The following is an 18,113-nucleotide window of genomic DNA, read 5'->3' as shown; positions in this document are numbered from 1 at the left end:
TGGACATGTCGGGCCAATGCCGCGCCATTGCGCCCTGGCGTGGATCGGTTGCGTTATTCCCTGTTTTTGTGGCGATCCGTTAATCGGCCGCCGGTCGCCGTCCGGCCGCCCGTCAGGGTTTCTCGTCGATCAGCCGGGACAGCACGATCGAGCTCTTGGTGCGGACCACGAACGGTTCTGCGGCGATGCGCTCGATCACCCGCTCCACGTCCCGCACGTCGGTGGCGCGGATGTGCAGGAGCGCGTCGGCCTCGCCGGTCACCGTGCACGCTGACACCACCTCGGGGTGCCGCGCGATCGCCACGCCGATCTCCGCGGGGGAGGTCTTGCCCCGGCAGAAGAGCTCGACGTACGCCTCGGTGGTCCAGCCGAGGGCCGACGGTTCGACCCGCGCGCTGAACCCGGTGATCGCGCCGCTGGCGAGAAGCCGGTCGACCCGCCGCTTGACCGCCGGGGCGGACAGGCCGACGTGGGCTCCAATTTCGGCATATGTCGCCCGAGCGTCCTCCACGAGGACACCGATGATGGCGCGATCCAATCCGTCCAACTTCACGCGGACCTGTATATCGTGTGCCGGGCCGGAACCGGTGATCGGCGCCATGGACCGCCGGACGGTCCCACACTCCGCGCCCAGCCTGGAAGAGGGTGGAGAGGCCGCCTGGACATCCTGTCCAGGCTCACGCCTTTCCGGTATGTTGTCGAGGCCGTTCGCGGTCTGTTCGCCGGTTCGTACGGCTCGGCTCCCGTTCTCTGGGAAACCGCGGTGTCGCTGGTGATCGCCCTTGCCGGCGTGGCCGTCGGCGTACGGGTCTTCCAGAGCGAGAACGCCTGAAACCTGCAGAATCCAGCCGGAACCGCGACGCAGCCTTGAAGTGATTTCTGCGAGCGACCTACGGTCAGGAGGTCACAATGGGTGACGTGGCGGACGTCAATTTCACTCTCGTCCAGCTGCGTTACTTCGTGACCGCGGCCGAGCTGGGAAGCATGACCGCGGCCAGCCGGGAGCTGATGGTGGCGCAGTCGGCGATCTCGGCGGCCATCGCGCAGGTCGAGCGGGAGCTCGGCGTCCAACTGCTCATCCGGCACCATGCCAGAGGTCTCTCGCTCACCCGCGCCGGGGAGCGCTTCCTCGTCGAGGCGAGAGACTTCCTCTCCCACGCGGCCGCGCTCGCCGAGTCGGCTCGCGGCCTCGCGGGCTCGCTGACCGGCGAACTCGCGGTGGGCTGCTTCACCACGCTCTCGCCGTTCTACCTGCCCCGGCTGCTCCGCCGGTTCGCCGACCGCCACCCGGGCGTGCGGGTCACCCTCTCCGAGGGGGAGGTCTCGGCCGTCCAGCGCGCGCTCGTGGACGGCCGCTGCGAGGTGGCCCTGCTCTACGCCATCGACCTGGCACTCGACCTCGACGTCCGGGTCCTCACCCGGGTCAGGCCGTACGTCCTGTTGCCGTCCGGTCACGCCATGGCGGAGGCGGAGGCGGTCTCGCTCGTCGAGCTGGCCACCGAGCCGATGATCCTGCTCGACCTGCCGCACAGCCGCGACTACTTCCGCGCGCTGCACCCGGTCGAGCCGCGCGTGCGGTTCCGCAGCTCCAGCTACGAGACGGTGCGGGCGCTGGTCGCCGGAGGCCACGGCTACTCCATACTCAACCAGCGGGCCGCGACCGACCAGACGTACGACGGCGGATACGTCGTCGCCCGGCCGATCAGCGATGAGGTCCCGCTCCTCGACATCGTCCTGGCCTCGATGCGCGGTGTGCGGCTGACCGCCCGCGCCACCGCGTTCACCGAGACCTGCGAGGAGTTCTTCGCGAGCGTCTCCTGACCCTCCCGGCCGCCCCGGCCGGGATCACCCGATGTCGGCGAGGATCGCCTCCAGGTAGGCCCGCGTGCCGGCCGCCGGGCGCGCCTCCACGCACAGCGTGTTCATCACCTGCATGTACGCGTCGGTCTCCTCGGGCTTGTCCAGGTAGAGCGCGCTGGTGAGCTGTTCGAGATAGACGACGTCGGGCAGTTCGGACTCCTCGAAGCGGAGGATCGTGAACGGCCCGCCGGCGGCGGAGTGCCCGCCCCGGTCGAACGGGACGACCTGCAACGTCACGTTGGGGTTGCGGGTGGCCTCGATCAGGTGCTCGATCTGGCCCCGCATCACCTCGGCGCCGCCGATGGGACGGCGCAGCGCCGCCTCGTCCACCACGGCCCACAGCCGGACCGCGTCCGGGCCGGTCAGCCGTTCCTGGCGGCGCATCCGCAGGTCGATCCGCCGGGAGATGTCGTCCTCGGGGGCGCCGGCGTTGCCGAGCAGGATGACCGCCCGCGCGTAGTCGGGGCTCTGCAGCAGCCCCGGCACGAACTGGAGCTCGTAGGTCCGGATGACCGAGGCGGCCTCCTCCAGGCCGACGTAGACCTCGAACCAGTGCGGCAGGACGTCGTTGAACTTGTGCCACCATCCGGGGGCGTTGGCCTGCCTGGCGAGGTCCAGGAGCGTGGCCCGCTCGTCCGGATCGGTCAGGCCGTACAGCGTGAGCAGGTCGGCGACGTCGCGTTCTTTGAAGCTGACCCGGCCGAGCTCGAGGCGGCTGATCTTGGCGTGCGAGGCCCGAATGGCGTGTCCCGCCTCCTCCGGGGTGATGCTCTTCGTCCGCCGGAGCTTGCGGAGCTGGGCGCCGAGCAACATGCGCAGGACGGTCGGCCCGCCTCGTGGGCGCCCCGTTAATCGGGGATCGGCGTGGGCGACCTGCAGCGATTTCACATGGACTCCATTGCGCTGACGGATTCCTACGGTGTTTCTACAGCGGTTCCTACGGTGGTCGACTTTCGACCACAGTCAACCAGTGTCCCATTGCGTCAGAGTGACGAGTAGAGGATCGCGGTTCCGGACGGACAACGCCATGGTTACGGCAAATCAACGCCGAACATCTCTAAGTTCGTACATTTGCGAGTGGGGGCGCGCTTGCCTTCTTAAGGTGCAGGGAACGATAGACGGCGGCAGCGCACTCATGTGACACCCGACTCGCGTAGGGATCCGATGACCGCAGATCTGGCAGGCAGGAGAGCCGGCGCCGCACCTTCGTGGGCAACGCCGGCGTTCGGTCCTGACAGCCCGGATCCGGCCTCTCCGCCGCTCGCTACCTGTGCGCTCCAGGGCGAGACCGCGTCCGCCTCCGTCGCCCGCGACTTCACCGCGCACACGCTGGGCGGGTGGGGCCTGCCGGACCTGATCGACGACGCCCAGCTCGTCGTGTCCGAACTGGTGACGAACGCCCTGCGCCACGGGCTCTCCACCGGCCTGGAGGCGCCCATCCAGCTGCGGCTGCTCAGCCAGGGGGTCCACGTGCTCTGCGCGGTGCGCGACCCCAGTGAGCGGGCGCCGCGGCGGGGCCCGCAGAACGACGAGTTCGCGGAGACCGGCAGGGGCCTCTACCTGGTCGAGGCCGTGAGCCTCACCTGGGGCTGGATCCTGATCAGGGGCAGCGGAAAGATCGTCTGGGCCGTCCTCGACCACCCCGCCTGACAACGCCGCCTCACCGGGTCCGGCATCGCCGTACCCGATGGGGCGTGCGCCGCCGCGCTAGTGATCACCGGAGCCGGCCGCCGGGTCCGGACAGTCCGCGGCCCCGCGTGATCGGGTGATCGCGCGGGGCCGTCGGTGAGGCGTGCGGGCGGAGCCGCGGGGATCAGCCGTGCTCGGCGTCGCCGGTGACCTGCTCGGCGGCGTCCTCCGGGGACTGCTCCAGGTCCTGGTCGGCGTTGGCCTGCGCGGACGCCTTGTCCAGGCGGACCCAGCTCACCACGCTCTCGATCGAGAACAGTACGAGCAGGTAGGCCGTGAGGATCGACGCCACCAGGGTGAGCTGGTCGGCGGCCGCGCCCACGCCGAGGATGAGCAGGCGGACCTCCCAGCCGAGGCCGGCCTTGAAGATCCAGGCGGGCGGCCAGATGCTCTGCCGCGTCCGGTACACCGTGTCGTACGTGTGGTAGCCGATCACGTAGAGGAGCACGAAGAGCAGCCACTTGGGCGTGCCTGCGGCGAGGCCGAGCAGGATGATCGTGAGGAACTCCGCGCCGCGCAGCAGCGGCGGCGTCAACCAGTCGAGCCGTCCGAGGTGGTCACGCGGCGCGCTGGGGACGACCAGCGCGACCAGAACCAGTGCGGGGACGATCAGGATCGGGCCGTCCTTGAGCGAGCCGGTCACGGCGAGCGCGATGATCGCGAGCAGCGCGGCGAGAACGGCGGGAACGGGCGGCAGGCCCCGGCCGAGACGGCCCTTGAGCACGGCGACGAGCGGGCCGTCGTCGCGGTAGGCGAGCAGCCGCTCCGTCTGGATGCGGCGCCGCTCCTCGTCCGGGTCGGGGGTGGGGGTGACCTGTGGCTGGGTGATCATGCGAGTGACCTCAGGATGCGTCCGGTGAGGGTGTAGGTGGCCGCGACGCCGCCCCAGATCACCAGCGTGAGGAAGGTGACGCGGGGGTCGAAGAAGGCCGCGGTGATCGCGATCGCGGCGAAGCGCTCGCCGATCGGGAACACGATCATCTTGCGGGCCCAGTGCATGGGACGGAACTTCCCGGCCTTGGTCCAGAGCTTGAGCAGGCCGCGTACGCCGGTGTTGCGGCTGTTCCTGCGTTCCTCCAGGGCCGTGCGCAGTGGGCGGTCGTCGGCGACGTGCAGGTCCAGCGTCGGGAGCGGAACGGGAGCCCTGCGCCGGTTGGCCGCGCCGAACGAGAAGTCCAGGAGGTGCTTGACGGACTGGAGCCCGATCGCGGCGAGGGCGAGTGTCCACACGCCCTCGCCGTCGCCGAACTGGCCGGAGACGGTGGCGCCCACCGCCAGTCCGACGAAGACGGCGTACTCCTTGAACCGGTCGAACGTGGCGTCCAGCCAGGCGCCGAGCACGCCGAACTTCCTGGCGTACCTGGCCACCTGCCCGTCGACGCAGTCGAAGACGAAAGCGAAGTAGATGAGCACGCCGCCCGCGATCCACCCGGCCCGCGTGCCGGTGGCGAACGCTCCCGCCGACAGGAGGCCGAAGAAGATCGAGACCAGCGTGATCTGGTTCGGCGTGAGCCCCCGGCGGGCCGCCCACCGCGCGATGAACCGGGAGTACGTGCTGACGAAGAACGTGGTGAAAAAGCCGTCCGCGCCCTTCACCGCGTTGTCGAGGCGGGCCCGGTCCTCGTCGAATCCGGCGAACTCCCTCTCGGCCTCGGCCGTGTCCTGCGGCGTGTGGAGGCGGCGGTAGAACAGGTCGCGGCGACCCCGGACACCGATCGACACGCCACGCCGGACCAGGCCGAGGACGAGCAGCTCGGTGACGTCGTCCTCGGGACCGAACATGTGCGCCATGCCGGCCAACTCGCGGGCGACCTCGGCGAGCACCGCGGCGTGCCGCTGGTGGAGGTGGATCGGTCCGAGCAGCGCCGCGTTCGGGCGGGTGACGGCGTGGTAGGACGTGCCCACCGAGATGACGCGGCCCCGGCCGGCGCGGGTGCGCTGCGGCAGGCCCTCAAGGACCTGCTGCCCGATCTCGGGCTCCGCCTCCTCGATGGGCGGGGGCTCGGGCGCGTTCTCGTCGCGCTCCTCGCGCAGGATCAGCGCGATCGCGGCCCGCTTGGCCTTCGTGATCTGGTAGATCAGCTCATCGTGGATGAGCGAGTTCGCGGGCATGATGAACACGTTGTCGGTCGTGTGCTCGACCGCGTCGGCGAGCGCCCACAGATCTTCCGCGACGCCGGCGCTCTCGACGACCCGGCCGCCCTGCTCGCGGTAGGCGGCCGCGTCGCCCGGCCGGGCGATCGTGATCGGCTGCGAGCCGAGCGAGGTCGCCTGCCCCAGCAGTCTGCCGTACGCCGTGGGGGCTCCGGGGAGTGACGTCAGCTTCAGGTCCGTCGGCAGGACGGGCCGGCCGCCGGATCCTGGCGGCTGAGAACCGATCGGGCCGGGCGACGAGCCCAGCAGGACCACGAGGGTCATGGCACCCTTTCAAACAGCGGGGGGCAGGGCCTTTATGGGAGGCGCGGGGAAGTCCGCCAGGGGGCAAAGCTTAGTGACCTTTCGGTCAAGTCGGTGCATCCAGGGTCGCGGGACCGTTCCGGAATGTCCAGCTTGACGGCGATCCGCGGTCGGCGCCGAGTCCGCATCATTACCGAAATTTCACCGTTTGTGATCTCAGGGAGGAGTCAGCGGGAGGTCATACGATGGCCCAGTGAGTCTGTACCGTGACGAGGGCGTCGTACTGCGCACCCAGAAACTGGGCGAGGCCGATCGCATCATCACGATCCTCACCAAGCGCACAGGAAAGGTGCGCGGCGTCGCCAAGGGCGTGCGCAAGACCACCTCGCGGTTCGGCGCCCGGCTGGAGCCGTTCACCCACGTCGACCTGCAGCTGCACGTGGGCAGGTCGCTCGACATGATCACCCAGGTCGAGACCATCCGCCCGTACGGCGAGGCGCTCGTCAGCGACTACCCGCGCTACACCGCCGGGACCGCCATGCTGGAGACCGCCGACCGGCTGACCATGGGGGAGAAGGAGCCGGCCCTGCGCCAGTTCCTGCTGCTGGTCGGGGGGTTGCGCACCCTCGTCGAGGGCGAGCACGAGGCCCGGCTGGTCCTCGACGCCTACTTCCTGCGCTCGCTCGCGGTGGCCGGATACGCCCCCGCCCTGTCCGAGTGCGCCCGCTGCGGCGCCGAGGCCGTACGCGCGTTCGCGATCGTGGCGGGCGGAGTCGTGTGCGGCGGCTGCCGGCCCTCGGGGGCGGCGGTGCCCGCGGCGGAGACGATCGCTCTGATGATCGCGTTGCTGCGCGGAGACTGGCCCATGGCGGACGCGTCGGAGCCGCGGCACCGCACCGAATGCAGCGGCCTCGTGGCGGCCTACCTCCAGTGGCACCTGGAGCACGGCATCCGCTCGTTGCGCCACGTCGAGCGGGACACGGGGCAGCCGCCCACCCCGGTTTTCGGGGCGGAACCCGCACAGAACTCTCACATCTTCCGCGCCTGAGGACCCCGCCGCACGGAATACGCTCGTGGTCATGGTTCGTCCTCCGACTCCGCATCCCTCGGGCGCGACCCCGCCCCCGATCCCGCGCGACCTCGTGCCGCGCCACGTCGCGATCGTCATGGACGGCAACGGCCGCTGGGCCAAGGCGCGTGGCCTGCCCAGGACCGAGGGCCACAAGATGGGCGAGGCGTCGCTCTTCGACGTCATCGAGGGCGCGATCGAGCTCGGCATCCCCTACCTGTCGGCGTACGCGTTCTCCACGGAGAACTGGAAGCGCTCGCCCGACGAGGTGCGCTTCCTCATGGGCTTCAACCGCGACGTGATCCGCCGCCGCCGCGACCAGCTCCACGCGATGGGGGTCCGGGTCCGCTGGGCCGGTCGTCCCGGGCGGCTGTGGAAGAGCGTCATCTCCGAGCTCCAGGACGCCGAGGAGATGACCAGGAACAACACGACCATGACGCTGCAGTTCTGCGTCAACTACGGCGGCCGCGCCGAGATCGTGGACGCGGCGGTCAAGCTCGCCCGGGACATCGCGGCCGGCCGGGTCAAGCCGGACAAGGTGTCGGAGAAGTCCTTCGCCCGCTATCTCGACGAGCCCGAGATCCCGGACGTGGACCTGTTCGTCCGCTCCTCGGGGGAGCAGCGCACCTCCAACTTCCTCATCTGGCAGGCGGCGTACGCCGAGATGGTCTTCCTCAACCAGCTCTGGCCCGACTTCGACCGCCGCGACCTCTGGCAGGCCTGCGAGATGTACGCCAAGCGCGACAGAAGGTACGGCGGAGCCGTTCCCAACCAGGCCTGACCGGCCTCGCCGCCGCTCGGCGATCCGGTGAGACCTCGTGGTCGCATGAGCACGGCCGCCGCGCGGTCGTTCCCGGGCTCGCGGAGCCCCAGAAGATCGCGTGGTGGCCGTGGCGGCTACGGGGTCATGGTCATGATGGGGGACCGGGTCGCCGTCGCCTCGACTCCCATGCCCTCGGCCGCTCGATGTGGCGACCACGCACATGGCTCAGGACCTGGAGATCGTGGCGTATCCCCCAAGCCGCTCTTGAGCACGGCCACGAGGCCGTACCAATCTGCGCGCGAGGGTGGCAGAGGAGTCAGCGGCGCCGAGGCCACATCGTCGGGCACGACGATGTGCTGCCAGGCCAGCTCCTGGCGCGGCGGTGGCCCGTGGTGGTCCGCGCCGCGCGCGGGCCACCACCGCCTACTCCACCGCCTCCTTCAGGATCCGCCTCCTTCAGGATCGCGGGGGGTCGTCGCTCAGGGCGCCAGCCCCAGCTCGCACAGTTGCGCGGGCCGCAGCGGCCGCCAGCCACTGGTGTCGAGCTTGGCCGGCTCCGCCTCCACCTCCGCATTGATGATGCCGAAGAAGTCGATATTGCCGCTGTGGCCGGGCGAGATGTGCGACAGGATCCCATCGCTCACCTCCCGGCCCTGCGAACGCAGCTGCAGCACCGCTCTGGAATAATATTCTGTCGTCCAAGCGGCCACCGAGTTGGTCGGCAGGGTCGGGCACCACGCCTGCTCGGTCTGCTGTTCCAGGTGCGGGCGGGTGATACGCGACGATGGCCGCGCCGAACGACGCCCGGAATACGCCCGGAATACGCGCGGACTACGCGCGGCGGCGGGCGCGGTAGGCCGCGACGTGCATCCGGTTGCCGCAGGTACGGCTGTCGCAGTAGACCCGGGAGCGGTTGCGCGACTCGTCCACGAACACGTGGGAGCAGTCGGGGGCGGCGCAGGTGCGCAGCCGTTCCCGCTCGTCCTCGACCAGCACGTGGGCGAGCGCGACCCCGCAGTCGGCGGCCAGATGCTCGGCCAGCGACGCTCCGGGGGCGAAGTAGTGGACGTGCAGCGAGAAGCCGTCGTGCTCGGCGAGGCTGGGGGTGATCCGCGTACGGCCGAGCATGGTGTTGAGCAGGGAGACCGCAGTGTCGCGGTCGGGTGCGACGAAGACCTCGTGGAAGGCGTCACGCAGCGCCCGTACGTCGGAGAGGTCGTCGGCGCCCAGGTCCTCCACACCGCTGATCACATGCCGCCGGACGAACGCGCGCAGGTCCTCGACGCTCCCCAGGCCCTCGCCGGTGCCCGCGGCGGGCGAGGTGTTGATCAGATCGACCACGGTGGCCAGCGAGTGGACCATGTCATGGCTGAAGGGCACGGCATCTCCCTACGTCGGCGGGGGCAGCGTACCTCGCGGAGGGCGTCAGGGGGCGGCCGAGCGAATGGATCGTCATAAACCGGTCAGCGGCTCCCGGCGGCGGCCGTGCAGGCGGAGCAGGTGCCGAAGACCTCGACGGTGTGGGTGACCTCGGTGAAGCCGTACTCGGCGCCGACGGCCTCGGCCCAGCGCTCGACGTCGGGCCCGGCCACCTCCACGGTGCGCCCGCAGCGGCGGCACACGAGATGGTGGTGGTGGACGTCGCTCTCACAGGCCCGATAGACCGACTCGCCCTCGTCGGTGCGCAGCATGTCCACCCGGCCGTCGTCCGAGAGTGACTGGAGCGCCCGGTAGACGGTGGTCAGGCCGATCTTGGCGCCGTCCGCCCGCATCTTCGTGAAGATGTCCTGGGCGCTCCGGAAGCCCTCGCAATGCCGGAGGGTCTCGTGAACGGCGTCGCTGCTCTTGCTCATGGTGTGGGCTCCCAGGTACGGCTTCGCCGTATGAATCTACCTATCCCGAGGGACAGCACAAATCCGGCGAGCGCGATCAGCACGATCGCCGATCCCGGAGGCACGTTGATGTAGAACGCCGAGGTGAGGCCGCCGACGGTGGCGACCACGCCGAGCGCCGTGGCGAGGGCCATGGTGCCGCGGAAGCTGCGCATGATCTGCTGGCTGGTCGCCACGGGGACGACCATCAATGCGCTGACCAGGAGCAGCCCCACCACGCGCATGGCGATGACGACCGTGAGGGCCGCGGTCACCGCGATCAGCAGGCTGAGGAACCGCACCGGAAGGCCGCTCGCCCGGGCGACCTCCTCGTCCTGGCAGAGCACGAACAGCTCACGCCCGAAGATCGCGACGACGGCGAGCACGGCCACGGCCAGGATGCCGATCACCCACACGTCCTCGGCGGCCACGGTCGCGATCGAGCCGAACAGGTAGGACGTCAACGTGGAGTTGCTCTTTCCCGGCGCCAGGTAGATGAGCAGGACGCCGCCCGCGATGCCGCCGTAGAACAGCAGCGCCAGGGCCACGTCGCCGCTGGTCCGGCCGCGGGCCCGCACCACTTCGATGGCGACGGCGCCCAGGGTGGCCACGATGACGGCGGTGAGCACGGGCGCGGCGCCGGTCAGGAACCCGAGCGCGACGCCGGTCAGCGCCACGTGCCCGATGCCGTCGCCGAGCAGCGCGAGGCGGCGCTGGACGATGAACGTGCCGACGACGGGGGCGGCGAGGCCGACGAACACGGCCGCGATCAGCCCCAGGATCATGAAGTCGTACTCGAAGATGCCGCTCATGCCTCGCCCGCCGCCCTGGCCTCGCCGACCGAGGACCGTGATCCGATGACGTCCGGCCAGCCGCTCAGCGGGCCGGTGTGCGCGTGGGCGTGGGGATGGACGTGCTCGTGACCGGGAGCCGCGCCCGCGCCGACCCCGGCCATGGTGGAGACCGGAGGCGCGCCGTCGTGCGCGACGCGGCCGTCCCGGAGGACGATCGCGCGGGTGATCAGCGGTTCGAGCGGGCCGAGCTCGTGCGCGACCAGGATGACCGTCTTGCCACGCTCCCTCAGCTCGGCGAGGGTGCCGGCCAGCAGTCGCTGGCTGTCGGCGTCGACGCCCGCCGTGGGCTCGTCCATCACGAAGACGTCGGGCTCGCCGGCCAGCGCGCGGGCGATGAGCACCCGCTGCTGCTGCCCTCCGGAGAGCGCGTTCACAGGGTCCGCGGCCCGGTCCGCGAGGCCCACGGCGTCGAGGGCGTCGGCCACGGCCTGCCGGTCGGCGGCGCTGGTCCGCCGGAAGCGGCTCTGCCGGGCGATCCGGCCCGACGACACCACCTCGCGGACCGTGGCGGGCACCCCGCCGCCCACGGACAGCCGCTGCGGTACGTATCCGACCCGCCGCCAGTCGCGGAACCTCGCGGGCGGCCTGCCGTACAGCAGGACGGAGCCGCCGGACAGCGGGACGAGCCCGAGCAGGGCGCGGACGAGTGTGGACTTGCCGGAGCCGTTGGCGCCGAGCACGACGACGAATTCCCCGTCCTCGACGGACAGGTCGACGCCACGCAGGATGGGCCGCCCGTCGAGGGTGACCTCGCCGCCGGTCATCGTGAACGCGGCAGTCATGGCGCGATCACCCTTCCAGGATCAGGAGCACCCAAGCGCGGTCCTCAGCGTTTCGAGATTGCGGCGTGCCGCGGAGAGATAGTCTCCGTCGCCGGGCGCGCTCTCGATCGGATTGAGCACGGCCGTCTTGGCGCCGACCTCCTTGGCGAGGATCTCGGCCACCTTCGGGCTGACGAGCTCCTCGGTGAAAATGGTAGTCACATTCTTCTGCTTGGCGACATTCGCCACCTCGGCGAGGCGCGTGGGAGAAGGCTCGGTCTCCGGGTCGATGCCGCTGACGGAGATCTGCTCGAGGCCGTAGCGGTTCGCCAGATAGCCGAAGGCGGCGTGGCTGGTCACGATCGCATGGCCGGTGCACGTCGCCAGGCCCTTGCGGTACTCGCCGTCCAGGGCGGTCAGCGCGGCGGCCGTCGTGGCGGCGCGCTGCTTGTACGCGGCGGCGTGGGCGGGGTCGGCCTTGGCGAGCTGGTCGCCGAGCCGGGTGGCGACGGTGGCGAAACGGCTCGGGTCGAGCCAGATGTGCGGATCGTAGGAGACGTCGGCGTGGTCGTCACCGTGCCCCTGTTCCCCGTGTCCCTGTTCCCCGTGCCCCTCGTCGGCCCCCGTCGCGGGGAGGGTGGAGATCGCGGTGGTGGCGTCGAACGCGCTGTCGGACGCGTGCCCGTCCACCGCCTCGTCGACCGCGGGCTGGACGCCCTTGATGTAGACGACCAGCGTCGCGTCCTGGATGTCCGCGACCTGGCGGGCGGTCAGCTCCAGGTCGTGCGGCTCGGTGCCCGGCTTGGTGAGCCCGGTGACGGAGACGTCCGCACCGCCCACCTGCTGCGAGATCCACTGGAGGGGGTAGAAGGCGGCCATCACGGCGGGCTTGCCGTCACCGGTGGCGGCGTTACCCGCGCCGCAGGCGGTGACGGCGGCCGTCGCGGTCAGGAGGGCGCCGGTGAGGATGAGGGAGCGCGTACGGGACATCACGCGACAATTATCGGGCAAAATGAAAACGGTTGTCAAAACCGTCAGAACAGTCCGAAGCGGGTCGCCGCCAGTAGGACGAGGAACGTGACCAGCGCCACCCGCAGCAGGCGCCCGCCGGCGCGGAGGGACGGCCAGGACATGTAGGCCAGCCACAACACGAACGCCAGCACCGGCAGCACGGCCAGCCCGCCGCGCCAGTCCGCCACCACGACGCCGGTCAGCATCAGCGCGACCATGACGACGGGGATCACCCAGCGGGGGAGCTGGAAGAGGAACACGAGCACGGTCGCGCTCCTGCGCTCCACCGCACGCCGCAGTCCGGTCGCCCCCGGCGTGAAGAACTGCTCACCCGGCGGGAGCGGGCGCTTGGCGCCCTTGCGCAACGGACTCCGTGCGGGATTCCGCGCCGAGTTCCGCGCCCCCGAGTTCTGGGCCGCGTTACCGGCCGGCTTCCTGGCCAGGGGATGCGCCGGAACCCTGGCCCCACTCGGCCCGCCGGGCCCCTTGCCCTGCCCTATGTCACCTGCCACGTGTCGAGCCTAGTCACGCGGACCACCCCGGCGCACCTGTGCCGGCCGGGTCGGTCCGGTGCCATTCCCATGGCCACTCTGTGGTCGCTCAGGTGGGCTCGCCGGACGCCGGGCCGTACGCCCGGAGGAAGGTGTCGACCGCGGCCTTGGCCACGGCGCGGGTCTCGGCGGCGGGCACCTTGCGGGTGCCGAGCCGGCTGAGGGCCTCCATCGGGCCGGTGAGCAGTGCCAGGAGCTGCCCGGCCGCCTGCGCGGGGTCGCACGGTCGCAGGCGGCCGGCCAGAGAGAGTCGGGCCAGCCGGTCCGCCAGCGCCTCACTGATCCGGTCCGACGTGCGTCCCTGGACGGTGTCGATCAGGTCGGGGAAACGCGCGACCTGGGCGTAGGTCAGCCACCGCAGCGCGCGAGAGTGCTCGCCGCAGCACACCTGGAGCATCCGGTAGGCCACGCTTTCCAGGGCCGCGCGCAGGTCGTCGCCGGGGTCGCGTAGCTGTTCGACAACCGCGAGGTTGTCCGCCATCACCGTGTTGGCGGCGGCCTCGATCGCGTGCCGGAACAGGTTCTCCTTGTCGCTGAGGTGGTTGTACACGGTCAGCTTGGCGACGCCGGCTTCTTCGGCGATTTCCTGCACGCATGCCTGCGAGTAGCCCCGGCGGGCGAAGACGGTGAAGGCGGCGGCGAGGATCGCCTCTCGCTTGTCGATTCGTCCCCGCGACGCTGTGCGACCTGCCGGCGTTGTCACTCCCGTCATCCCGGCATCGTACCGCCCGCCCGCGACGGGATGAACTCATCGGTTCATTGTCATGAGCTTGCTTGTATGTGATTCAATCAGGTCGCTAAAGTGAACTCATCAGTTCAAACCAAAGCCCTGGGAGGTCTAGTCGATGATCGTCAACATCCTGCGGTTCAGCTTCAAGAGCGAGACGACGGAGGAGGAGAAGGCCGAGGTCCTGGCAGCGATGCGACGTACGGCCTCCGTCGAGTCGGTCTCGTTCGGGATCGTCGGCCAGGATCTCGGTGATCCTGCCGAGGGCTACACCCACGCCTACTGCGCCGGTGTCGAGGACCTGGCGGCGCTGGAGCGGTACATGTACGACCCGGTGCACCTCGACGGAGACCCCGGGATCCTTCCCCACCTGGCCCGGCTCTCGGCGGTCCGTCTGTCGGACGACACCGATCCCGAGCTGGCGGGCAAGATCATGGCGATGCATCTGAAGAAGATCGCGACGTACCCGGAGTGGGGCCGCCTCCTCGAGGCGATCCCCGACGTCGGAGTCTTGGCCGGAGCCTGACGGGGCCGACGCTCCGCGATCGGGCCGTGGACCGGAGCCCGACCACCCCCTGGTCGGCGGCTACAGTCTGGCGATCGGGGCCGGTCTCATCACTGGCGCGGCGGGCATGGGGGATGCCGGTGGCTCCACCGGCGGGGAGCTCGCCCGCCGGCCGGTCGTGAGCGCACCAGGACGCTCACCGATCCGAGCGGCGTGTTCAGCGGGACAGGCCGCGAGAAAGGCGGTGGGACGAGCCGTCCGGGGGGCGTGGCATGCTGGGCCGCATGCTGGCCCTGATCCGTTACTCGGTGCCCGCCGCGCAGGCGGACGAATTCGCCTCGCAGGCCCGGGACATCCTCGACGTGCTCGCCGTTCAGCCCGGATACCTGCGCGGGCAGATCGGCAGGTCGGTCGACGAGCCGGACCTGTGGGCCCTGGTCAGCGAGTGGGAGGGCGCCGGGTTCTACCGCCGGGCGCTCGGCGCGGCCCGGATGGCGATGTACCCGCTGATGACTTTGATGATCAACGAGCCCAGCGCGTTCGAGCTGATCGGGGACGCGCGTGCGGACTCGGCACGCGTACCGGATCAGACATGAACGAGCGGAGCGAGTGAATCGATGGGCGCGGCGCGCTTCGCGCGGTGCCAGGTCGCGCGTCTTCGACACGACCAGACTCCGAGCCGCCGGGCGAGGAGGAAACATGAACGAGCGGAGCGAGTGAATCAATAGGCACGGCGCGCTTCGCGCGGTGCCAGGTCGCGCGTCTTCGACACGACCAGACTCCGAGCCGCCAGGCGAGGAGGAGATATGAGCGGGCGACGCCGGGATTCCCCTAAGCTTGGATGAGATCGAGCAGGTAGCGGGCGCGAAATCCGCCCGAGACGGCGGGCAGCCCGTTGGCCGCGGCCCCGCGCGTGCGCGCACGATCCCAACCCGACACCCAGCCGGATGGAGTTCTCACCAATGGCACGTCGTACCGACGTCATGGAAACGATCGTCAGCCTCGCCAAGCGCCGCGGGCTCGTCTACCCGTCGAGCGAGATCTACGGAGGCCTGCGGGCGTCGTGGGACTACGGCCCGCTCGGTGTCGAGCTGAAGAACAACGTCAAGCGCGAGTGGTGGAAGACCGTCGTGCAGGGCCGCGACGACGTCGTCGGCCTGGACTCCTGCGTCATCCTCGCTCCCGAGGTGTGGCAGGCCAGCGGCCACGTCGAGACCTTCAGCGACCCGCTGACCGAGTGCCAGTCCTGCCACAAGCGCTACCGCGCCGACCACCTCCTCGAGGCATACGAGGAGAAGCACGGCAAGGAGCCCGCGGGCGGCCTGGCCGACATCACCTGCCCCAACTGCGGCAACAAGGGCGCCTTCACCGCGCCGAAGCAGTTCAGCGGCCTGCTGAAGACGTTCCTCGGCCCGGTGGAGGACGAGTCCGGCCTGGCCTACCTCCGGCCGGAGACCGCGCAGGGCATCTTCATCAACTACCTGAACGTGCAGCAGTCGGCGCGCAGGAAGATCCCCTTCGGCATCGGCCAGGTCGGCAAGTCGTTCCGTAACGAGATCACCCCGGGCAACTTCATCTTCAGGACCCGCGAGTTCGAGCAGATGGAGATGGAGTTCTTCGTCAAGCCCGGCACCGACGAGGAGTGGCACCAGTACTGGATCGACGAGCGCCTGCGCTGGTACGTCGACCTGGGCATCAACAAGGACAACCTCCGGCTCTACGAGCACCCGAAGGAGAAGCTGTCCCACTACTCCAAGCGCACGGTCGACATCGAGTACCGCTTCAACTTCACCGGCTCGGAGTGGGGTGAGCTGGAGGGCATCGCCAACCGCACCGACTTCGACCTCACCGCGCACGGCAAGGCGTCCGGCACCGACCTGTCGTTCTTCGAGCAGGAGTCCGGCGAGCGGTTCGTGCCGTACGTCATCGAGCCCGCGGCCGGTGTGGACCGGGCGACGCTGACCTTCCTGCTCGACGCGTACACCGTCGACGAGGCGCCCAACGCCAAGGGCGTCATGGAGGAGCGCACCGTCATGCGCCTCGACCACCGGCTCGCTCCGGTCAAGGTCGCGGTGCTGCCGCTGTCCCGCAACGCCGACCTGTCGCCGAAGGCCCGCGACCTCGCGGCCCAGCTGCGCCGCCGCTGGAACGTCGACTTCGACGACGCGGGCGCGATCGGCCGCCGCTACCGCCGCCAGGACGAGATCGGCACGCCGTTCGCGATCACGGTGGACTTCGACACCCTTGAGGACAACGCGGTGACCATCCGCGAGCGCGACACCATGGCGCAGCAGCGCGTCGCGCTCGACCAGGTCGAGTCCTACCTCCGCACGCACCTCAACGACTGAGCGGCGACCCGCCGCACGAGGAAGAGCACCCGCCGGCCCGGCCGACGGGTGCTCTTCCGTTTTCGTCGATGAAACCCGGAGCCGGGCCGGGTCAGCCGCAGACCAGGCCCTTCGGCGGGACCTTTCCGTCCAGCAGGTAGGAGTTGATCGTCTTGTCGATGCACGGGTTGTTCTGCCCGTAGGCGCCGTGTCCCTCGCCCTTGAGCGTGAGCAGCACGGCGCTGCGCAGCTGCTCGGTCAGCCTCGGCGCCCACTGGAACGGCGTCGCGGGGTCGTGGGTCACACCGACGACCACGATCGGGTTGGCGCCGGAGGCGTCGATGCGCCTGTTGCTGTCCTCGCCCGGGACGGGCCACACGCTGCAGATGCCCGAGCTCGCCGCGGTGACGGCGAAGATCGGCGACTCCTTCTTGAGGTCGCGGGCCACCTTCTCGGCCTCCGCGATGCTCGGCCGGGCCGTGGTGTCCGCGCACAGGATGGCGGGCAGCGACATCTGCAGGGTCGAGTACGAGCCGTCCGGCTGGCGCCCGCCGTACTGGTCGGCCAGGGCCAGCAGGCCGCTCAGGTCGCCCTTCATGCCCTGGTGCAGCGCCTCGGTGAGCAGCGGCCAGGCCATCTGGCTGTAGAGCGCCTGCGCGATGGCGGTCCTCGCGACGGTCGAGGTGACCTCACGCCCGCCGGCCTTGCCGGGGTGCGCCTCCAGGCGGGCGATGAGCTTGAGCACCGCCGCGTTCGCCGCCGTGGTGGTCTTGCCGAGCGGGCAGCCACTCGCCTGCCCCACGCAGGCGGTGAGGTAGTTCCCGTACGCCTTCTGGAAGCCCCTGATCTGGGTGCGGGCCGTTTCCAGCATGCCCACCGACGGGTCGAGCGCGGAGTCGAGCACCATGCGGCCCGTCTCCTTGGGATGCAGCGTCGCGTAGAGGGCGCCCAGGTGCGTCCCGTAGGAGAAGCCCAGGTAGTTGAGCTTCGGGTCGCCGAGCGCGGCGCGCATGGTCTCAAGGTCGCGGGCCGCGTTGAGCGTGCCGACGTACGGCAGGATCGGGCCGGCGTTCTGCTCGCAGGCCTTGGCGAAGCCCTTGAGCAGGTGGGTCTCCTCGACGGTGTCCCCGCTGGGTTCCCTGGCGAGGTATCTCTCCAACTCCGCGCTGTCCAGGCACCTGATCCCGCTGCTGCGGTCCACGCCGCGCGGGTCGAAGCTGACCAGGTCGTAGCGCTTGTTCAGGGTGGAGAAGGCGCCCGCGGCGTCCAGCAGCGTGGACACGCCGGAGCCGCCGGGTCCGCCGAAGTTGAAGACGAGCGAGCCGATCCGGTTCTGCTTGTCGGTGGCGGGGCGCCGTACGAGCGCGATCCCGAGCGTCTCACCGCCCGGCTTCGCGTAGTCGAGCGGCACCCTCAGGGTCGCGCACTGGAAGCCCGCGGAGGCGGGCACGCCCTCGCATGCCCCCCAGTTCAGGGACTGCGGCGACGGATCGATGCTGGAGGCGCCGTCCACCCGTGAGGGTGTGATCTGCGTCCTGTCCGAGCCGCAGCCCGTCGCGGCGAGTGCCACGATCCCCGAGATGGCGATATGCCAGAACTTTGGTGACATGCGAACACCCTCCGCTACAGGTCATGTTCGGAGGGTTGGATCAATCCTAGGCGCCCTCGCCCCGATGTTCGCGTTACCCGGCCTCCCGTGTTCGACACCGTGTCCCGTCCCGTGAAAGG

20 protein-coding genes are annotated in these 18,113 nt (G+C 70.2%); 7 read left to right on the top strand and 13 right to left on the bottom strand.

The window, feature by feature from the left end; genetic code table 11:
- Window positions 1-112: 112 nt before the first annotated feature.
- Complete coding sequence (locus IMZ11_RS09905; RefSeq protein ID WP_061259687.1) at window positions 113-553, bottom strand: Lrp/AsnC family transcriptional regulator; 441 nt, start codon at window positions 551-553, stop codon at window positions 113-115.
- Between the two features lie 356 nt (window positions 554-909).
- Between IMZ11_RS09905 and IMZ11_RS09900 the strand changes: the two genes are divergently transcribed.
- A complete protein-coding gene (locus IMZ11_RS09900) occupies window positions 910-1,821 on the top strand; it encodes a LysR substrate-binding domain-containing protein (RefSeq protein ID WP_061259686.1) in 912 nt (303 codons plus the stop codon).
- Between the two features lie 24 nt (window positions 1,822-1,845).
- Here the strand turns inward: IMZ11_RS09900 and IMZ11_RS09895 are convergent, their stop codons facing one another.
- The gene (locus IMZ11_RS09895; RefSeq protein ID WP_228639883.1) at window positions 1,846-2,673 is read right to left on the bottom strand and encodes a helix-turn-helix transcriptional regulator; all 828 of its coding nucleotides are present in this window, start codon (window positions 2,671-2,673) and stop codon (window positions 1,846-1,848) included.
- Window positions 2,674-3,024: 351 nt separating this feature from the next.
- Between IMZ11_RS09895 and IMZ11_RS09890 the strand changes: the two genes are divergently transcribed.
- Entirely contained in the window at window positions 3,025-3,510 is a 486-nt protein-coding gene (locus IMZ11_RS09890; RefSeq protein ID WP_228639822.1) for an ATP-binding protein, read from the top strand.
- A 163-nt stretch (window positions 3,511-3,673) separates the two neighbouring features.
- Here the strand turns inward: IMZ11_RS09890 and IMZ11_RS45110 are convergent, their stop codons facing one another.
- Window positions 3,674-4,381, bottom strand: a complete 708-nt coding sequence (locus tag IMZ11_RS45110; protein ID WP_255706229.1) for a DUF5941 domain-containing protein — start codon at window positions 4,379-4,381, stop codon at window positions 3,674-3,676.
- Entirely contained in the window at window positions 4,378-5,967 is a 1,590-nt protein-coding gene (locus IMZ11_RS45105) for a CDP-alcohol phosphatidyltransferase family protein (protein WP_255706228.1), read from the bottom strand. Before IMZ11_RS45105 ends, IMZ11_RS45110 begins: the two co-directional genes overlap by 4 nt.
- 232 nt (window positions 5,968-6,199) lie before the next feature.
- Here IMZ11_RS45105 and recO point away from each other — a divergent pair, with 232 nt between their 5' ends.
- The gene (recO, locus tag IMZ11_RS09880) at window positions 6,200-6,994 is read left to right on the top strand and encodes a DNA repair protein RecO (protein WP_228639820.1); all 795 of its coding nucleotides are present in this window, start codon (window positions 6,200-6,202) and stop codon (window positions 6,992-6,994) included.
- A gap of 31 nt (window positions 6,995-7,025) precedes the next feature.
- A complete protein-coding gene (locus IMZ11_RS09875) occupies window positions 7,026-7,796 on the top strand; it encodes an isoprenyl transferase (RefSeq protein ID WP_228639818.1) in 771 nt (256 codons plus the stop codon).
- 461 nt (window positions 7,797-8,257) lie between these two features.
- Here IMZ11_RS09875 and IMZ11_RS09870 read toward each other — a convergent pair whose 3' ends face one another.
- The 8 genes from IMZ11_RS09870 to IMZ11_RS09835 all read right to left on the bottom strand — a co-directional run bounded on the left by IMZ11_RS09870 (window position 8,258) and on the right by IMZ11_RS09835 (window position 13,538).
- Window positions 8,258-8,554, bottom strand: coding sequence for a transposase (locus IMZ11_RS09870; protein WP_228639881.1), 297 nt, complete (start codon window positions 8,552-8,554; stop codon window positions 8,258-8,260).
- A 55-nt stretch (window positions 8,555-8,609) separates the two neighbouring features.
- Window positions 8,610-9,158 carry a CGNR zinc finger domain-containing protein gene (locus IMZ11_RS09865; protein WP_228639816.1) on the bottom strand — a complete coding sequence of 183 codons (549 nt, stop codon included), beginning with the start codon at window positions 9,156-9,158 and terminating at the stop codon, window positions 8,610-8,612.
- Between the two features lie 83 nt (window positions 9,159-9,241).
- Entirely contained in the window at window positions 9,242-9,631 is a 390-nt protein-coding gene (locus IMZ11_RS09860) for a Fur family transcriptional regulator (protein ID WP_228639814.1), read from the bottom strand.
- Complete coding sequence (locus IMZ11_RS09855; RefSeq protein WP_061259680.1) at window positions 9,628-10,461, bottom strand: metal ABC transporter permease; 834 nt, start codon at window positions 10,459-10,461, stop codon at window positions 9,628-9,630. Before IMZ11_RS09855 ends, IMZ11_RS09860 begins: the two co-directional genes overlap by 4 nt.
- Entirely contained in the window at window positions 10,458-11,285 is an 828-nt protein-coding gene (locus IMZ11_RS09850; RefSeq protein ID WP_228639812.1) for a metal ABC transporter ATP-binding protein, read from the bottom strand. The genes IMZ11_RS09855 and IMZ11_RS09850 overlap by 4 nt, the downstream gene beginning before the upstream one ends.
- Before the next feature lie 21 nt (window positions 11,286-11,306).
- The gene (locus IMZ11_RS09845; protein WP_228639879.1) at window positions 11,307-12,254 is read right to left on the bottom strand and encodes a metal ABC transporter solute-binding protein, Zn/Mn family; all 948 of its coding nucleotides are present in this window, start codon (window positions 12,252-12,254) and stop codon (window positions 11,307-11,309) included.
- A 44-nt stretch (window positions 12,255-12,298) separates the two neighbouring features.
- Entirely contained in the window at window positions 12,299-12,787 is a 489-nt protein-coding gene (locus IMZ11_RS09840; RefSeq protein WP_228639810.1) for a DUF6703 family protein, read from the bottom strand.
- 88 nt (window positions 12,788-12,875) lie between these two features.
- Complete coding sequence (locus IMZ11_RS09835; RefSeq protein WP_228639808.1) at window positions 12,876-13,538, bottom strand: TetR/AcrR family transcriptional regulator; 663 nt, start codon at window positions 13,536-13,538, stop codon at window positions 12,876-12,878.
- A 133-nt stretch (window positions 13,539-13,671) separates the two neighbouring features.
- Here IMZ11_RS09835 and IMZ11_RS09830 point away from each other — a divergent pair, with 133 nt between their 5' ends.
- The 3 genes from IMZ11_RS09830 (at window position 13,672) to IMZ11_RS09820 (ending at window position 16,406) form a co-directional block, all read left to right on the top strand.
- Window positions 13,672-14,079 carry a Dabb family protein gene (locus IMZ11_RS09830; protein ID WP_228639806.1) on the top strand — a complete coding sequence of 136 codons (408 nt, stop codon included), beginning with the start codon at window positions 13,672-13,674 and terminating at the stop codon, window positions 14,077-14,079.
- A 263-nt stretch (window positions 14,080-14,342) separates the two neighbouring features.
- Entirely contained in the window at window positions 14,343-14,654 is a 312-nt protein-coding gene (locus IMZ11_RS09825) for an antibiotic biosynthesis monooxygenase (RefSeq protein ID WP_228639804.1), read from the top strand.
- A gap of 387 nt (window positions 14,655-15,041) precedes the next feature.
- Entirely contained in the window at window positions 15,042-16,406 is a 1,365-nt protein-coding gene (locus IMZ11_RS09820) for a glycine--tRNA ligase (RefSeq protein WP_374462251.1), read from the top strand.
- 91 nt (window positions 16,407-16,497) lie between these two features.
- On the opposite strand, the gene IMZ11_RS09815 is transcribed toward IMZ11_RS09820, so the two are convergent.
- The gene (locus IMZ11_RS09815; RefSeq protein ID WP_228639800.1) at window positions 16,498-17,994 is read right to left on the bottom strand and encodes an alpha/beta hydrolase; all 1,497 of its coding nucleotides are present in this window, start codon (window positions 17,992-17,994) and stop codon (window positions 16,498-16,500) included.
- Window positions 17,995-18,113 lie beyond the last annotated feature (119 nt).

This window comes from Microtetraspora sp. AC03309 (genome assembly GCF_020826795.1).
Classification (GTDB): Bacteria; Actinomycetota; Actinomycetes; order Streptosporangiales; family Streptosporangiaceae; genus Microtetraspora; species Microtetraspora glauca.
The sequence above is the reverse complement of the archived record's forward strand: the minus strand, read 5'-3'. Positions and strand labels throughout refer to the sequence as shown.

What these genes read in the sequence shown, in the direction of transcription:
- IMZ11_RS09900 (WP_061259686.1), top strand. Translation starts at nt 910, where the DNA reads ATGGGTGACGTGGCGGACGTCAATTTCACTCTCGTCCAGCTGCGTTAC.
- IMZ11_RS09895 (WP_228639883.1), bottom strand. Translation starts at nt 2,673, where the DNA reads ATGTTGCTCGGCGCCCAGCTCCGCAAGCTCCGGCGGACGAAGAGCATC.
- IMZ11_RS09890 (WP_228639822.1), top strand. Translation starts at nt 3,025, where the DNA reads ATGACCGCAGATCTGGCAGGCAGGAGAGCCGGCGCCGCACCTTCGTGG.
- IMZ11_RS45110 (WP_255706229.1), bottom strand. Translation starts at nt 4,381, where the DNA reads ATGATCACCCAGCCACAGGTCACCCCCACCCCCGACCCGGACGAGGAG.
- IMZ11_RS45105 (WP_255706228.1), bottom strand. Translation starts at nt 5,967, where the DNA reads ATGACCCTCGTGGTCCTGCTGGGCTCGTCGCCCGGCCCGATCGGTTCT.
- IMZ11_RS09875 (WP_228639818.1), top strand. Translation starts at nt 7,026, where the DNA reads ATGGTTCGTCCTCCGACTCCGCATCCCTCGGGCGCGACCCCGCCCCCG.
- IMZ11_RS09860 (WP_228639814.1), bottom strand. Translation starts at nt 9,631, where the DNA reads ATGAGCAAGAGCAGCGACGCCGTTCACGAGACCCTCCGGCATTGCGAG.
- IMZ11_RS09855 (WP_061259680.1), bottom strand. Translation starts at nt 10,461, where the DNA reads ATGAGCGGCATCTTCGAGTACGACTTCATGATCCTGGGGCTGATCGCG.
- IMZ11_RS09850 (WP_228639812.1), bottom strand. Translation starts at nt 11,285, where the DNA reads ATGACTGCCGCGTTCACGATGACCGGCGGCGAGGTCACCCTCGACGGG.
- IMZ11_RS09845 (WP_228639879.1), bottom strand. Translation starts at nt 12,254, where the DNA reads ATGTCCCGTACGCGCTCCCTCATCCTCACCGGCGCCCTCCTGACCGCG.
- IMZ11_RS09835 (WP_228639808.1), bottom strand. Translation starts at nt 13,538, where the DNA reads ATGACGGGAGTGACAACGCCGGCAGGTCGCACAGCGTCGCGGGGACGA.
- IMZ11_RS09830 (WP_228639806.1), top strand. Translation starts at nt 13,672, where the DNA reads ATGATCGTCAACATCCTGCGGTTCAGCTTCAAGAGCGAGACGACGGAG.
- IMZ11_RS09825 (WP_228639804.1), top strand. Translation starts at nt 14,343, where the DNA reads ATGCTGGCCCTGATCCGTTACTCGGTGCCCGCCGCGCAGGCGGACGAA.
- IMZ11_RS09820 (WP_374462251.1), top strand. Translation starts at nt 15,042, where the DNA reads ATGGAAACGATCGTCAGCCTCGCCAAGCGCCGCGGGCTCGTCTACCCG.
- IMZ11_RS09815 (WP_228639800.1), bottom strand. Translation starts at nt 17,994, where the DNA reads ATGTCACCAAAGTTCTGGCATATCGCCATCTCGGGGATCGTGGCACTC.